The sequence below is a fragment of the Streptomyces sp. NPDC018263 genome (assembly GCF_055562575.1).
The window spans coordinates 121,813-135,919 of the sequence record NZ_JBVHFA010000004.1 but is presented as its reverse complement, the minus strand read 5'-3'; the positions used below and the strand labels follow the sequence as shown (position 1 = coordinate 135,919).

Genomic DNA, 14,107 nt, shown 5'->3' with positions numbered 1-14,107 from the left:
CAAGCGCGGGCACACTGAAGTCTGTGCTCGACTACGACAAGGAAGCCGAGTCCTACGACCGTCTCCGTGGTGGTGAGCCCCGTGCCCGGGCTGCCGCCGACGCCGTGCTCGGGCTGGTTCCGGACCGCGAAGGGCGCTTGCTGGACAACGGCTGTGGCACCGGGATCGTCACCCGCCGGATGGCTGAGGCGCGGCCCGGGCTGCGGATGACCGGGGTGGATCTCACGCCTGCCATGGTGGAAAAGGCGGCCGGGCGGGTGCCGGGGGCCGTGGTGCGGGGTGACAGCCGGCGACTGCCCTTTTCTGACGGCGCGTTCGACGTCGTCACCAGTGTGTGGTTGCTGCATCTGCTGGATGATCCGGCCGATCTGCGGGCCGTGCTCGGGGAGTGTGCGCGGGTGTTGCGGCCGGGTGGGACCTATGTGACCACCGTCGACAAGGCGAAGGCGCACGATGTGGGGAGCGACATAGACGCCGTGCTCGGGCCGCGTCCCCGGCGGCCCGCCGCCGACGACCCGGCCACAGTGGACGCGTATGCCGCCGAGGCCGGGCTGGTCAGGACCGGTCAGGCGCGGTTCACCGGGGTCGGGCAGGGGCGCAGTCCGCGCCGGACGATCAGGGATCTCCGGCGCGGGTGGTTCACGCTGCTGCCGCCCGGTGAGCCGCGTACGGAGGAGTTCGCCGCCCGGCTGGCCGGGCTGCCCGACCAGGACCGGCCGCGCGCGGACCCCGTGTTCACCCTGCACGCCTATCGGCGGTCCGGGTAGGGGTGGTGTCCGGCCACACATCCGGGCGCCGGTTCAGCATCGCCGCCACCATGGGGCGGGACAACACCAGAACGTCGGCCAGGAAGCGGGACCGGCGCACGCCCAGCGCGCGCAGGGCGCGGCCGTGGTCCGCGATCACGATGACGCAGGCCCCGGCCAGCAGCCCGCGCCACAGGGACAGCAGCGGACGCCGTACCGCACGCGGCAGTTCGGCCAGCGAGTCGTGCAGCCGGGCGCAGTGGAACGGTACGTGGCGCTCCTCGTCCGCGAGGATGCGGGCCGCCACCTCCGAGGTCAGGGCGTCGCCGCTGCCGTCGCGCAGGGCGCGGTAGTAGCGCAGGGCCACCACCTCCGCGACCATCAGCACCAGCAGCTCCAGGCGCAGGCCCATCAGCCGGCGTACCCGGACGAACGCGGTGTCGGTCCAGTGCCGGGCCAGTACCGGCATGCCGCCCGCCGCCAGCAGCAGGGCGAGGAGGCGGGCGTGATTCTGCTCCTCGGCGATGAACAGCCGTACCGCGCGGGCGTATTCGGGGTCTCCCGCCTCCTCGGCCTTGGCGGTGAGGTTGGCGCCGTCGCCGTCCTCGCCGGTCTGGAAGCGCTGGATGCTCGCCCACACCGCCGGGTCGAGGCGCGCGGCACGCGTCCAGTCCGGGTCGGGCCGCGCGGCCCTCCGTATCCGCTCCGCCTCGAAGCCGTCCGCCCACTGGCCGAAACCGTTCACACCGAGCCCCCTTCCGGCACGACCCTCGCGCCCTGCTGACCCAGGACGCGGACCGGTGCCGAACCGTTCCGCCCCGCCGCGAGCTTGCCGTATCGGCAACAGTGCTTGCCGTCGGGCACCGCCCCGTCGCACGCTGGGCGCAGCCGGAAGAGGGCCGGGGAAGAGAGGCTGACCAGCATGGCGCACGACCACCACGCACCCGCCGGGCACGGGCACGGGCACGGGCACACGCACGGGCATCAGACCGACATCGACTGGGCCGAGATGGGCCCGGTGCTGGAGTCCCAGGCGGAACTGCTCGCCCCGCTGTACCGCGAGTCGATGGCCTGGCTGGCCGAGGAGACCCCCGAGCCGGGGCTGATCGTGGACGCGGGCAGCGGCCCCGGCGTCGTCGCCTGCCTGTTCGCTGAGGAGTTTCCCGGCGCGCGGGTCACCGCCGTCGACGGCAGCGGCCCCCTGCTGGAGCGCGCCCGCGACCGAGTCGCCCGCCTCGGCGTGGCCGGCCGCTTCTCCGTCATCACCGGGGAACTCCCGGACGCACTAGATGAGTTGGAGTTCCCGGCCGACTTGCTGTGGGCCAGCCGCAGCCTGCACCACCTAGGGGACCAGCGGGCCGGGCTCGCCGCGTTCGCGGAGCGGCTCGCCCCCGGCGGCACGCTCGCCCTCCTGGAAGGCGGACTCCCCGCCCGCTACCTGCCCCGCGACATCGGCATCGGCCGCCCCGGCCTTCAGTCCCGGCTCAACGCGGCCGAGGAGGAGTGGTTCAGCCGGATGCGCGCCGAGCTGCCCGGCGCGGTCACCGAGCCCGAGGACTGGCCCGCCCTGCTCACCTCGGCCGGCCTGAAGCCCACCCGCACCCGCACCTTCCTGCTGGACCTGCCCGCCCCCGCCGACGAGGCCGCCCGTGACTACGCCGCCGCCTACTTCACCCGGGTGCGCGACGGCCTCGGCGACACCCTGGACGCCGACGACCGCGCCACTCTGGACCGCCTGCTCGACCGCACCGACCCGGAGAGCCTGTACAACAGGTCCGACCTGTTCGTGCTGGACGCGTACACCGTCTACACGGCCGTACGCCCCCGCTGAGGTCAGTTCTCCGCGAGCAACCGCCGGGCCGGCCGGTCCCCCAGCTCGACCGCCGCGTCATGACTTCCCTGAACGCCGCCCGCCCCTTCGCGTGAGGGGCGGGCGGCTCTGCGGGGCGCAGATGTCAGACCATGTCGAACGTGGCCGGGTCGGGACCCAGTCGCTTGTCCTCGTTCAGCGCGCCGATGGCGGCGAGATCCTCGTCGTCCAGGCTGAAGTCGAACACCTCGATGTTCTCCTTGATCCGCGACGGCGTCACGGACTTCGGGATGACGATGTTGCCGAGCTGGATGTGCCAGCGGAGCACGATCTGCGCGGGCGTGCGCCCGTGCTTCCGGGCGATGGCGACGATCGCCGGAACCTCCAGCAGCCCCTTGCCCTGGCCGAGCGGCGACCACGCCTCGGTGGCGATGCCGTGCTCGGCGTTGAACTCCCGCGCCGCGCGCTGCTGGAGCTGCGGGTGCAGCTCGATCTGGTCGACCGCCGGAATGACGGACGTCTCCGCGATCAGCCGCTCCAGGTGCTCGGGCAGGAAGTTGGACACGCCGATCGCGCGGATACGGCCGTCGGAGTACAGCTTCTCGAACGCCCTGTAGGTGTCGAGGTAGTTGTCCCGCGCGGGCAGCGGCCAGTGGATCAGGTAGAGGTCGAGGTAGTCGAGACCGAGCTTCTCCAGCGACGTGTCGAAGGCACGCAGGGTGGAGTCGTACCCCTGGTCGCTGTTCCAGAGCTTGGTGGTGACGAAGAGATCCTCGCGGGGGATGCCGGAGGCGGCGATGGCCTTGCCGGTGCCCTCTTCGTTGCCGTAGATCGCCGCGGTGTCGATGCTGCGGTACCCGGTCTCCAGCGCCGTGGCGACCGCGCGCTCCGCCTCGTTGTCCGGGACCTGCCAGACGCCGAAGCCGAGCTGGGGCATCTCGACACCGTTGTTGAGGATGATCGGGGGGACCTTGCTGCTCACGAGCCTATGATCCTTCGGTTGCGGACAGGTGGTACACCCATCGTCAACGATCACGGGCCGATATGCATTCCTGACGGGCCGGATCAGGACCGGTAGAGGGCTTCCACCTCGCGCTCGTACGCCTTCTCGATCGCCTTGCGCTTCAGCTTCAGCGACGGCGTCAGCAGCCCGTGCTCCTCGGTGAACGGCTGGGCCAGGATGCGGAACGTACGGATCGACTCGGCCTGCGAGACCAGCGTGTTCGCCGCGACCACCGCCCGGCGCACCTCCGTCTCCAGATCGGCGTCCCGCACCAGCTCGGCCGGGGTCGGACGGGGCTTGCCGCGCATCTGGAGCCAGTGGTCGACGGCGTCCTGGTCGAGCGTGACCAGCGCCGCGATGTACGGGCGGTCGTTGCCCACGACGATGCACTGGTTGACCAGCGGATGGTCCCGCACCCGCTCCTCCAGCACACCGGGGGAGACGCTCTTGCCGCCGGAGGTCACCAGGATCTCCTTCTTGCGGCCGGTGATGGTCAGATAGCCGTCCTCGTCCAGCGAGCCCAGGTCACCGGTGGCCAGCCAGCCGTCGTGCAGGGTCTCGTCGGTCGCCTTGGGGTTGTTGAGGTAGCCCTGGAAGACGTTCCCGCCGTGCAGCCAGATCTCGCCGTCGTCGGCGACGTGCACCGTCACACCGGGGACGGCCTGGCCGACGGTGCCGTAGCGGGTGCGCTCGGGCGGGTTGGCGGTCGCGGCCGCCGTCGACTCGGTCAGGCCGTAGCCCTCGTAGATCTGTACGCCGGCGCCCGCGAAGAACAGGCCGAGGCGGCGGTCCATCGCCGAGCCGCCCGACATCGCGTTGCGGATACGGCCGCCCATCGCCGCGCGGACCTTGGAGTACACCAGCTTGTCGAAGAGCTGGTGCTGCATTCTCAGGCCCGCCGAGGGGCCGGGGCCGAGGCCCCACGCCTTCGCCTCCAGCGCCTCGGCGTACTTCACGGCCACCTCGACCGCCTTCTCGAAGGGCGTCGCCTTGCCCTCCTTCTCCGCCTTGCGGCGGGCCGAGTTGAACACCTTCTCGAAGATGTACGGCACCGCCAGGATGAACGTCGGCCGGAACGCGGCCAGGTCCGGCAGCAGGGCGGCGGCGTGGAGCTGCGGCTGGTGCCCGAAGCGGACCCGGCCCCTGAGCGCGGCGACCTCCACCATGCGGCCGAAGACATGGGCCAGCGGCAGGAACAGCAGGGTGGACGCCTCGTCGCCCTTCTTGGAGTGGAACACCGACTCCCAGCGGCGGATCACCGTGTCCGCCTCGAACATGAAGTTGCCGTGCGAGAGGACGCAGCCCTTGGGGCGGCCCGTGGTGCCCGAGGTGTAGATGACGGTGGCGGTCGAGTCCGGGGTGACCGCCTGGCGGTGCCGGTGCACCACCTCGTCGTCCAGGTGCGCCCCGGCGTCGTACAGCTCCCGTACGCAGTTCGCGTCGAGCTGCCAGAGCCGGCGCAGGCGGGGGAGGCGGCCGATGACCGTGGCGATCGTCATCGCGTGGTCCTCGTGCTCCACCACGGCGGAGGTGACCTCGGCGTCGTGCAGCATCCAGAAGCACTGCTCGGCGGAGGAGGTCGGGTAGATCGGCACCACCTGGGCACCGATCGTCCACAGCGCGAAGTCGAAGAGGGTCCACTCGTAGCGGGTGCGGGACATGATGGCGACCCGGTCGCCGAAGCGGACGCCCTGCGCGAGCAGGCCCTTGGCGAGGGCGACGACCTCGTCACGGAACTCGGCGGCGGTCACGTCCCGCCACTGCCCCTGATCGTCCTTGCGGCCGAGGGCGACGTGCAGCGGGTCGGTGCGCGCGTTGTCGAAGACGGCGTCGGCCAGACCGCCCACCGGCGGCTCCGACTCCCTCTCCGTCACAGGGTTGGTGAACTCGCGCAAACCTCGCTCCCCCGATCTCGCTCTTGCTCGCTCCTCCGTCACGGACCCGCGACGCTCCGCACAGCGCCGTGAAAGCTACCCCACCGAATGGCCGGATGGGAGGGGTCCGGAAACCGGCCAAACCTCACGTATCTCCCGCACACCACCCGGAAAATCCCCGCACATGCGGAAGGGCCGGACACGATACTGACGGGTCGGTACGTACCCCGGTCGTAATCTCCACCGAATCTGTACGGGCCGGTCACGGGGGGGGGCGTGGTGGAGAGGGGGCTGGGGATGCTTCCGGCCCCGTGGCACGCTTTCGGCTTACCGATACGTTTTCGGCGGAGTCGCCTTCCAGGCTCGGTCGAGGGAATCGTCCCACTCCCCATCCCTGTCGAAACTGGCGGCCCGGCACCCTCGGGACATCGGCGCGGCAGCGGTGTGGCGCCAAGAAGCGTCGCCGATGCGGGCTATGGCTTGACCGCAGTGCCGGCAGACTGCGTGCGCCGTCAACTCGTCAGCCAGGCGCTCGAACACAGCGGTGCGATCCGCTACCTCCTCCTTGAGGCCCCGCAGAACATCTTCGACGCTGGACACCCCGTCCGAACTGACGATGTCCCGCACGAGTGCCGCTGCCGCGATCGCGATGTCGGCCTGGCGTGCAGCGTCGGCCAGGCTCCGCGCGTCATCGCTGTCGGGCGCCTTCCGCACCGTACGTTCCGCCAAATCCACCGACGGATGGCTCGACACCGCTGGAGGCTCACCCGCGGCCTGGGACTCGACCGGCCCGTCTTTCAGGCGCCTGCGCGCCACCTCGAAGGCCCATGCCTCTGTAGAGGCCTTCTTGGCGACGTTGAAGTGGGTGCTGGTCGCCGCATCCATGACCGTGTGGAACTCGTTCATCAGAGTTCCCCAATGGGGGCCGCCGATGAAGTCCTCCGGAGACCAGCCGTAGTGACGCACGAGTTCGTCCCGCCCGCAGGCGTAGTCGACCCAGGACCAGAACGCCTCGGCGTCTGCGACGTCGGGAGCCTCATGGTGGTGCCGCGGGCAGAGCAGGGCGAAGTTCCGTACGTCATTGGAACCGCCGAGGGACTCAGGGACTACGTGGGCTCTCTCCACTGGTGACTGCCAACAGATCAGGCAGATCGGCTGGTCAAGACCCAGGTAGTCGGCGATGGCGCGAACCGGAGGCCTGGACTTGCGTCGGTTCGGCTGGCTGTCCCGCCCGCGGGTACGCAACTCGCGATGGTCATAGGTATGTTCACGGTCGGGATCTCGGATGTTCAGGACGTCAGGAATGTCCTCGCGCTGCCGTTCAGGGTTCCTTCCCCGGTACAGCGGTGTGCTGATCTCCGTGAGACAGGGACGGTGCCCGGGACCACTGCTGTCACCCCTGCTGATCTCCTCAGCCGCCCCGCCGCCGCAACCTCTCCCCGCCCGCCAGGATCGCCGCCGCCAGGGCGTTCGCCGCGTCCTCCGTCGCGCCGCGCGCCCGGGCGTGGGTGAGGGTGAAGTCGACCTTGCCGAGGTCCGGAAGCCCCGCGCGGTCCGGAAGTCGGACCAGGCCCGGGGGGATCAGGTGGCGGGAGTGGGCCATGACGCCCAGGCCCGCTCGCGCGGCGGCGATGAGGCCGTTGAGGCTGGTGCTGGTGCAGACGACGCGGTAGGGGCGGGAGTGGGCGTCCAGGGTTTCCAGGGCTCGGGCGCGGGTGATGCCGGGTGGGGGATAGACGATCAGCGGGACCGGTCGGTCCGGGTCCAGGCGGAGGCGGTCCGTGGCGATCCAGACCAGGTCGTCGCGCCAGACCAGGCGGCCGCGTGGGTCCTCGGGGCGGCGTTTGGCGAGGACCAGGTCGAGTTTGCCCTCGGCCAGGCGCTCGTGGAGCGTGCCGGACAGCTCGACGGTGAGTTCGAGGTCGACCTCGGGATGGTCGTAGCGGAAGCCCTCCAGGATCTCCGGGAGGCGGGTCAGGACGAAGTCCTCCGAGGCGCCGAACCGCAGCCGGCCCCGTACGCGCGGGCCGGAGAAGTACGCCGCGGCCTGCTCCTGCACCTCCAGCAGCCGCCGCGCGAAGCCGAGCATCGCCTCGCCGTCGCCGGTCAGCTCCACCGAATGGGTGTCCCGGACGAACAACTGGCGGCCCGCGGCCTCCTCCAGCCGGCGCACATGCTGGCTCACCGTCGACTGCCGCAGCCCCAGCCGCCGCGCGGCCTGCGTGAAGCTGAGCGTCTGCGCCACCGCGAGGAACGTCCGCAGGTGCGTGGGGTCGTACATGGAGGCCAGGGTAGCCCGGTCATCGCGAACCGCGATCGCAGTCAGAGCGGTATGCCGGATTCCGTGATCGGCGCCGACCAGGCACGATGGAGATCGTCCGCCTCACCGAGACGCTACGGAGCCCTGTGAAACGCCGGCTGCCCATCGACCCGTACATCGCGCTGCTCCTCGGCACGGTGGGCCTGGCCGCGCTGCTGCCCGCGCGGGGTATCGCCGCCGACGTGGCCTCCGGTGCCTCCACGGTTGCCATCGCCTTCCTCTTCTTCCTCTACGGCGCCCGCCTCTCCACCCGTGAGGCAATGGACGGGCTGCGCCACTGGCGGCTCCACCTCACCGTCCTGGCCTGCACCTTCGTCGTCTTCCCGCTGCTCGGGCTGGCCGCGCGCGGACTGGTCCCGGTGCTGCTGACCCAGCCGCTCTACCACGGGCTGCTGTTCCTCACCCTGGTGCCGTCGACCATCCAGTCCTCCATCGCCTTCACCTCGATCGCGCGCGGCAACGTCCCCGCCGCCATCTGCGCCGGCTCCTTCTCCTCCCTCGTCGGCATCGTCGTCACCCCGCTGCTCGCCGCCGTACTGCTGGGCAACTCCGGCGGCGGTCTCTCCGCCGACTCGCTGCTGAAGATCGTGCTGCAACTGCTGGTGCCGTTCCTCGCCGGGCAGCTCCTGCGGCGCTGGATCGGCGGCTTCGTCGCGAAGCACAAGAAGGTGCTCGGACTGGTCGACCGTGGCTCGATCCTGCTGGTCGTCTACACCGCGTTCAGCGAGGGCATGGCCCAGGGCATCTGGCACCAGGTGAGCGTGCCGAGGCTCGGCGCGCTGCTCCTCGTGGAGGCCGCCCTGCTCGCCGTGATGCTCGCGCTGACCTGGTACGGCGCGCGGGCGCTCGGCTTCGGCCGGGGCGACCGCATCGCCATCCAGTTCGCCGGGTCGAAGAAGTCCCTCGCCGCCGGACTCCCCATGGCCGGCGTCCTGTTCGGCGCCCACGCCTCCCTCGCCGTGCTGCCCCTGATGCTCTTCCACCAGATGCAGCTCATGGTCTGCGCGGTCATCGCCAAGCGCCGCGCACACGACCCCGAGGAGCCCCCGGAGCCGGCCGCCCAGGTGCCCCGCCCGCGCGTGCGGCCGGACGGCGACAACGCCCCGTAGACGGCCGAACGCGTCGCGTTCACGGACCCGTTGATCCGGATTTCCGGCACGGACAGCCGACGAGGGCTAACGTTCCGTCATGACCGCAGCTCCCGTGCTCGCCCCCCGGCGCACCGCCCTGGTTCTCATCGACCTCATGGACCGCCTCGTCGCGCTCCCGCTGGAGCCCCGCAAGGGCGCCGAAGTGCTCGCCGCCTGCGAGGAGTTGGCGAAGCGCTGCCGCGCCGAGAACGCACTCGTCGTACTCGTCCGGGTCGAACGGCCCGCGGTCGCCGAACAGCCGCCCGGCAGCGGTCTCGTCGCCGGGCTGCGGCACGACGGCGACCTGGAGGTGGTCAAGCGGACCATCGGCGCGTTCCAGGGCACCGGACTGGACGAGCACCTGCGGGCCCATGGCATCGACACCCTCGTCCTCGGCGGCATCGTCACCAACCTGGGCGTCGAGTCCACCGCCCGCGCCGCGGCCGACCTGGGCTACGAACTGGTCTTCGTGGAGGACGCGATGGCCGCGTTCACGGCCGCCGAGCACGACGCGTCGGTACGGCTGGACTTCCCCCGCCTCGGCACGGTCACCACCGTCGGACGGCTGGGCTTCGAAGCCGTACGGGACTGAGAGCTTTCCGGCCACCCGACAGCCCCTCCCACCGACCGCCCGACGCACGGAGCCGACCGTTCACCGCAAACGCGCCGCGCCCCGTCTTCTCAACCCACCCGCCCCGACCTACCGTCCGGCCCCATGAGCAGCCCCCCTGTCGCGCCCCCGGGCTGGAGCCGCTGGCTCGTACCGCCCGCCGCGCTCTCCGTCCACCTCTCCATCGGCCAGGCGTACGCCTGGAGCGTGTTCAAGCCACCCCTGGAATCCGCGCTCCACCTCGACGGCACCCAGAGCGCGCTGCCGTTCCAGTTGGCGATCGTGATGCTCGGGCTGTCCGCCGCGTTCGGCGGCACCCTGGTCGAGCGCAACGGCCCGCGCTGGGCGATGACCGTGGCCCTGGTCTGCTTCTCCTCCGGGTTCCTGATCTCCGCGCTCGGCGCGCAGACCCAGCAGTACTGGCTGATCGTCCTCGGCTACGGCTTCGTCGGCGGCATCGGCCTCGGCATCGGCTACATCTCGCCCGTCTCCACCCTGATGAAGTGGTTCCCGGACCGGCCCGGCATGGCCACCGGCATCGCCATCATGGGCTTCGGGGGCGGCGCGCTGATCGCCTCGCCGTGGTCGGCCCAGATGCTGGACTCCTTCGGCACCAGCCACACCGCGATCGCGGTGGCGTTCCTGGTGCACGGGCTGGCGTATGCCGTGTTCATGTCGCTCGGCGTGCTGCTGGTCCGGGTGCCCCGGCCGGACGGGCGTACGCAGGGCGGTACGGGCGTGGCCGGAGGCGTCCAGGTCTCGGCCCGCAGCGCGCTGCGCACCCCGCAGTTCTGGTTCCTGTGGGTCGTGCTGTGCACCAACGTCACGGCCGGGATCGGCATCCTGGAGAAGGCCGCCCCGATGATCACGGACTTCTTCGCGGACAGCTCCACCCCGGTCTCCGTCTCGGCGGCGGCCGGCTTCGTCGCGCTGCTGTCGGCGGCCAACATGGCGGGCCGGATCGGCTGGTCGTCCACCTCCGACCTCATCGGCCGCAAGAACATCTACCGCGTCTACCTGGGCGTCGGCGCGCTGATGTACCTGCTCCTCGCCCTGTTCGGGGACACGTCCAAGCCGCTGTTCGTGCTGTGCGCGCTGGTCGTCCTCTCCTTCTACGGCGGCGGCTTCGCCACGGTCCCCGCGTATCTGAAGGACCTCTTCGGCACGTACCAGGTCGGCGCCATCCACGGCCGGCTGCTCACCGCCTGGTCCACGGCGGGCGTGCTCGGACCGCTGATCGTCAACTGGATCGCCGACCGCCAGGAGGCCGCGGGGAAGGACGGGCCCGCGCTGTACGGGCTCTCCTTCTCGATCATGATCGGCCTGCTCCTGGTCGGCTTTGTCGCCAACGAGCTGATCCGCCCCGTCCACACCCGTCACCACGTCCCCGCCGCGAAGGAGGCCCCCGATGCCCAGCGAGAGCAGCCCGCCTGACCGGCGCCCCCTGATCGCCCTGTCCTGGCTGTGGGTGGGCGCGCCGCTCGCCTACGGGCTGTACGAGCTGGTGCGAAAGGCGACGCAGCTCTTCACGGGGTGAGCCCACCGGTGCCCGGCCTGCGCGCCGGGCACCGTCCGTACGAGCGGAATCCAGGTGTACGGGGGTCTGCAAGAAGCCGACAACTGGGATGCCCGATTCCTGTGGCTTCACGTACCCCCGTACCCGTGAGTCACTGCGCAGACTGGAGGGTCCCGCCACCCACGGCAGCAACGAGGGGACCCCGACATGCACGGCTCGCGTATCGCCGCGATCGGCCACTACCAGCCCGCCAGGGTGCTCACCAACGAGGACCTGGCGCGCATGGTCGACACCAGCGACGAGTGGATCACCAGCCGGGTCGGCATCCGTACCCGGCACATCGCGGGCCCCGACGAGCCGGTGGACGAGCTGGCCGCGCACGCCGCAGCCAAGGCGCTGGCCGCGGCCGGGCTCGCCCCCGGCGACATCGACCTGGTGCTGGTCGCCACCTCCACGGCGATCGACCGCTCCCCGAACACCGCCGCGCGGGTCGCGGCCCGGCTGGGCATCCCCGAGCCCGCCGCGATGGACGTCAACGTGGTGTGCGCCGGCTTCACCCACGCGCTGGCCACCGCCGACCACACGGTACGGGCGGGCGCCGCGACGCGGGCGCTGGTGATCGGCGCGGACAAGATGTCCGAGGTCACCGACTGGACCGACCGCACCACCTGCGTCCTGGTCGGCGACGGCGCGGGCGCGGCGGTGGTCGAGGCGTGCGCGCCGGGCGAGGAGGCGGGGATCGGGCCGGTGCTGTGGGGTTCGGTGCCGGAGATGGGCAACGCGGTACGGATCGAGGGCACGCCGCCGAGGTTCGCGCAGGAGGGGCAGAGCGTGTACCGCTGGGCCACCACCCAGCTCCCGCCCATCGCCCGGCGGGCCTGCGAGAAGGCGGGCGTCGACCCGGCCGAGCTGGCGGCGGTCGTCCTGCACCAGGCCAACCTGCGGATCATCGAGCCGCTCGCGCAGAAGATCGGCGCGGTGAACGCGGTCGTCGCCCGCGATGTCACCGAGTCCGGCAACACCTCCGCCGCGAGCATCCCGCTCGCCCTCTCCAAGCTGATCGAACAGGGCAGCGTCCGCACCGGCGACCCGGCCCTCCTCTTCGGCTTCGGCGGCAACCTCTCCTACGCCGGCCAGGTGATCCGCTGCCCGTGACCCAGGGGTGGCCGAAGGCACAGATACGCAGGTGAAAGGCGCTCCGAAACCTTGGTATTGTTGTCCATGTCGCCGCGGGGAACACCCCCGGCCGGGTGACAGACACCTTGTCCGGGTGGCGGAATGGCAGACGCGCTAGCTTGAGGTGCTAGTGCCCTTTATCGGGCGTGGGGGTTCAAGTCCCCCCTCGGACACCACGAAAAGAGCTGGACGACACGCTTTCGAGGGCCTCGACCTTACGGTCGCGGCCCTCGTGGCGTTTCAGTAGCTGATGGCGATCCCCCCAGCCGTCGGCGAGGTGAAACTCAGGAGGCCGTTCCCTCCAGCACCGTGAGAGACCTCCTGAAGGTGTGCTCGCCGATGAAACGGGGCGGCTACAGCAGGACGAGCAGCTTGGTCCCCGGGACCAGCTTCCGGTTGACCGAGGTCGACTGGACGAACACGGTGTAGGCCGCGTTGCTCCCCGGCGTCACCGTGACCTCCGTCGACGGCAGGCCCAGGAGCTGCCGGGCGGCGGGACCTGTGAACACCTTCCCGGTCGTCCGGCCGGTGGCGGGGTCCTTCTCCGCCACGGCGATCTGCTTGTTGGCCTGGATCTTCTCGCGCTTGGACAGCTCGTAGAAGGCGCAGCCGGTCCTGTACGGATGCCCGGCGCTGGTGACGAAGTCGCGGATGGACGTCCGCCCGTCGACCGGAATGAGGACGTACTTGCCGGCGTCCAGGGCCCGGAGGCTGGATTTCACGTCCGCCGCGCTGAGGTCCTGGCCCATCGCGAAGAGGTCCCTGGTGCCGCGCACGCCCTGCTCGCGGTCCCGCAGGAACTTGGTGGCGGCCGTCTTGACGACGCCGATCGCCTCCTCGACGCCCTGGTCCGAGTCCGCGTCCCAGATCGAGATGTTGCCCGTCGGGAAGCCGTACTGCTGGGCGGTGCGCTTGGCCAGGGAGTTCGGCACCATGATGGCCGAGGTCCAGTGGTCTGGCAGGTTGTCCATCTTGTCCGCGATCCTGCTCCGCCACTCGTCCAGGACTGCACGGCCGTCGGGAAGGTGGTCGTGGCGCGCGCCCGTCGTGTCGGCGCCGGAGGCGTTCTCCTCGCCGTCGGTGACGACGACCTGGAGGAAGCTGTGCTCGCCGTACTCCTCCCATATGTGGCCGAGGTCGTCGAGCGCCTTCACCGACGCCTGGATCAGTGCCGTCGCGCCGTTCTCGACGGTGTACAGGCCCCGCATGGACGGCAGGTGCTTGACGTCCATGTCCCACACCAGGTTCTCGACCAGGTGGTCGAAGGCGTAGAGGCTGATCCGGGTCTCGTGGCCGAGCCGGTCGGACTCCTCCTTCAACCCCTTGACGAACTCATCCACCACGCGGACGAGTTGCTCCGAGTGGCCTCGCATCGAGCCGGACTTGTCGATGACGAGAGCGACGTGGTTCACGAAGTGCTTCTTGAGCCGGTCCTTCACCGTAGCGCTCATCGTGTCCATCCCCTTTTCACGGTGGAGCCCCCAACGCGTTTTTCCGCAGGCAGACATGGCCTGCCGAGGGTGAATCCCGGCACGACCCTGGTCCGTCCGGATGATGGCTCCACCTTATGGAGGCGCACTGACAACGCATGCTGAGTGGCGGTGCCGAAGGCCCGGCTCGCTCGGTCGGAAGCGGTCACGCCCGCCGTGGATCAGAGAACGGGCCGAGGGAGGGCAGGAGGGTGGCCGGGCCGGGGTCCGTGCTCAGGGTGTGAAGAAAAGGACAACGGTTCGATCTCTGTGCGTTCCAGAGGGTGACACCGGAGTCCCGGTGCGCGGTAACGTGCGCGCCCGGCCTGATCATCGCACTGTCCAGGGACTGTTATGCCCGATCCTTCCACGCCGCCGGACGACCGGCCGGCAGCGCCTGTGACCGCCCGCGTGACGGCCGAGTCGCGAGCCGGTTCCCTGAGGCGGCGTCAG

The 14,107-nt window shown here is 70.6% G+C and carries 13 protein-coding genes and 1 tRNA gene; 8 read left to right on the top strand and 6 right to left on the bottom strand.

The features are described from left to right. Positions 1-23 precede the first annotated feature (23 nt). Complete coding sequence (locus tag ACZ3HQ_RS13080) at positions 24-767, top strand: class I SAM-dependent methyltransferase (protein ID WP_467510253.1); 744 nt, start codon at positions 24-26, stop codon at positions 765-767. Here ACZ3HQ_RS13080 and ACZ3HQ_RS13075 read toward each other — a convergent pair. Further along, positions 736-1,491: a ferritin-like domain-containing protein gene (locus ACZ3HQ_RS13075; protein WP_467510251.1), complete on the bottom strand. Its 756-nt coding sequence runs from the start codon at positions 1,489-1,491 to the stop codon at positions 736-738. The genes ACZ3HQ_RS13080 and ACZ3HQ_RS13075 overlap by 32 nt on opposite strands. A gap of 177 nt (positions 1,492-1,668) precedes the next feature. On the opposite strand from ACZ3HQ_RS13075, the gene ACZ3HQ_RS13070 reads away from it, so the two are divergent. Beyond that, positions 1,669-2,577 (top strand): class I SAM-dependent methyltransferase, encoded by a 909-nt coding sequence (locus ACZ3HQ_RS13070; protein ID WP_467510249.1) that lies wholly within the window; start codon positions 1,669-1,671, stop codon positions 2,575-2,577. A gap of 124 nt (positions 2,578-2,701) precedes the next feature. Here the strand turns inward: ACZ3HQ_RS13070 and ACZ3HQ_RS13065 are convergent, their stop codons facing one another. The 4 genes from ACZ3HQ_RS13065 to ACZ3HQ_RS13050 form a co-directional block, all read right to left on the bottom strand. Next, positions 2,702-3,538, bottom strand: coding sequence for an aldo/keto reductase (locus tag ACZ3HQ_RS13065; RefSeq protein WP_467510247.1), 837 nt, complete (start codon positions 3,536-3,538; stop codon positions 2,702-2,704). Between the two features lie 83 nt (positions 3,539-3,621). Further along, positions 3,622-5,454 (bottom strand): AMP-dependent synthetase/ligase, encoded by a 1,833-nt coding sequence (locus tag ACZ3HQ_RS13060; RefSeq protein WP_467510245.1) that lies wholly within the window; start codon positions 5,452-5,454, stop codon positions 3,622-3,624. Between the two features lie 306 nt (positions 5,455-5,760). Next, entirely contained in the window at positions 5,761-6,339 is a 579-nt protein-coding gene (locus ACZ3HQ_RS13055) for a hypothetical protein (RefSeq protein WP_467510243.1), read from the bottom strand. A gap of 505 nt (positions 6,340-6,844) precedes the next feature. After that, the gene (locus ACZ3HQ_RS13050; protein ID WP_467510241.1) at positions 6,845-7,714 is read right to left on the bottom strand and encodes a LysR substrate-binding domain-containing protein; all 870 of its coding nucleotides are present in this window, start codon (positions 7,712-7,714) and stop codon (positions 6,845-6,847) included. 86 nt (positions 7,715-7,800) lie between these two features. On the opposite strand from ACZ3HQ_RS13050, the gene ACZ3HQ_RS13045 reads away from it, so the two are divergent. From ACZ3HQ_RS13045 to ACZ3HQ_RS13020, 6 genes are all read left to right on the top strand, one after another. Then, the gene (locus ACZ3HQ_RS13045; RefSeq protein ID WP_467510239.1) at positions 7,801-8,862 is read left to right on the top strand and encodes a bile acid:sodium symporter family protein; all 1,062 of its coding nucleotides are present in this window, start codon (positions 7,801-7,803) and stop codon (positions 8,860-8,862) included. A 79-nt stretch (positions 8,863-8,941) separates the two neighbouring features. Beyond that, positions 8,942-9,475 (top strand): isochorismatase family protein, encoded by a 534-nt coding sequence (locus ACZ3HQ_RS13040; protein WP_467510237.1) that lies wholly within the window; start codon positions 8,942-8,944, stop codon positions 9,473-9,475. Between the two features lie 123 nt (positions 9,476-9,598). Beyond that, a complete protein-coding gene (locus tag ACZ3HQ_RS13035; protein ID WP_467510235.1) occupies positions 9,599-10,927 on the top strand; it encodes an OFA family MFS transporter in 1,329 nt (442 codons plus the stop codon). After that, positions 10,902-11,030 (top strand): MFS transporter small subunit, encoded by a 129-nt coding sequence (locus ACZ3HQ_RS13030; protein WP_267974119.1) that lies wholly within the window; start codon positions 10,902-10,904, stop codon positions 11,028-11,030. The genes ACZ3HQ_RS13035 and ACZ3HQ_RS13030 overlap by 26 nt, the downstream gene beginning before the upstream one ends. Positions 11,031-11,216: 186 nt before the next feature. Then, entirely contained in the window at positions 11,217-12,164 is a 948-nt protein-coding gene (locus ACZ3HQ_RS13025; RefSeq protein ID WP_467510233.1) for a beta-ketoacyl-ACP synthase III, read from the top strand. Between the two features lie 109 nt (positions 12,165-12,273). Beyond that, positions 12,274-12,361 (top strand) — tRNA-Leu (locus ACZ3HQ_RS13020). A gap of 177 nt (positions 12,362-12,538) precedes the next feature. Here the strand turns inward: ACZ3HQ_RS13020 and ACZ3HQ_RS13015 are convergent. Continuing rightward, positions 12,539-13,645: a vWA domain-containing protein gene (locus tag ACZ3HQ_RS13015; protein ID WP_467510231.1), complete on the bottom strand. Its 1,107-nt coding sequence runs from the start codon at positions 13,643-13,645 to the stop codon at positions 12,539-12,541. Positions 13,646-14,107: the final 462 nt, after the last annotated feature.

What these genes read in the sequence shown, in the direction of transcription:
- ACZ3HQ_RS13070 (WP_467510249.1), top strand. Translation starts at nt 1,669, where the DNA reads ATGGCGCACGACCACCACGCACCCGCCGGGCACGGGCACGGGCACGGG.
- ACZ3HQ_RS13055 (WP_467510243.1), bottom strand. Translation starts at nt 6,339, where the DNA reads ATGAACGAGTTCCACACGGTCATGGATGCGGCGACCAGCACCCACTTC.
- ACZ3HQ_RS13050 (WP_467510241.1), bottom strand. Translation starts at nt 7,714, where the DNA reads ATGTACGACCCCACGCACCTGCGGACGTTCCTCGCGGTGGCGCAGACG.
- ACZ3HQ_RS13045 (WP_467510239.1), top strand. Translation starts at nt 7,801, where the DNA reads ATGGAGATCGTCCGCCTCACCGAGACGCTACGGAGCCCTGTGAAACGC.
- ACZ3HQ_RS13040 (WP_467510237.1), top strand. Translation starts at nt 8,942, where the DNA reads ATGACCGCAGCTCCCGTGCTCGCCCCCCGGCGCACCGCCCTGGTTCTC.
- ACZ3HQ_RS13035 (WP_467510235.1), top strand. Translation starts at nt 9,599, where the DNA reads ATGAGCAGCCCCCCTGTCGCGCCCCCGGGCTGGAGCCGCTGGCTCGTA.
- ACZ3HQ_RS13030 (WP_267974119.1), top strand. Translation starts at nt 10,902, where the DNA reads ATGCCCAGCGAGAGCAGCCCGCCTGACCGGCGCCCCCTGATCGCCCTG.
- ACZ3HQ_RS13025 (WP_467510233.1), top strand. Translation starts at nt 11,217, where the DNA reads ATGCACGGCTCGCGTATCGCCGCGATCGGCCACTACCAGCCCGCCAGG.
- ACZ3HQ_RS13015 (WP_467510231.1), bottom strand. Translation starts at nt 13,645, where the DNA reads ATGGACACGATGAGCGCTACGGTGAAGGACCGGCTCAAGAAGCACTTC.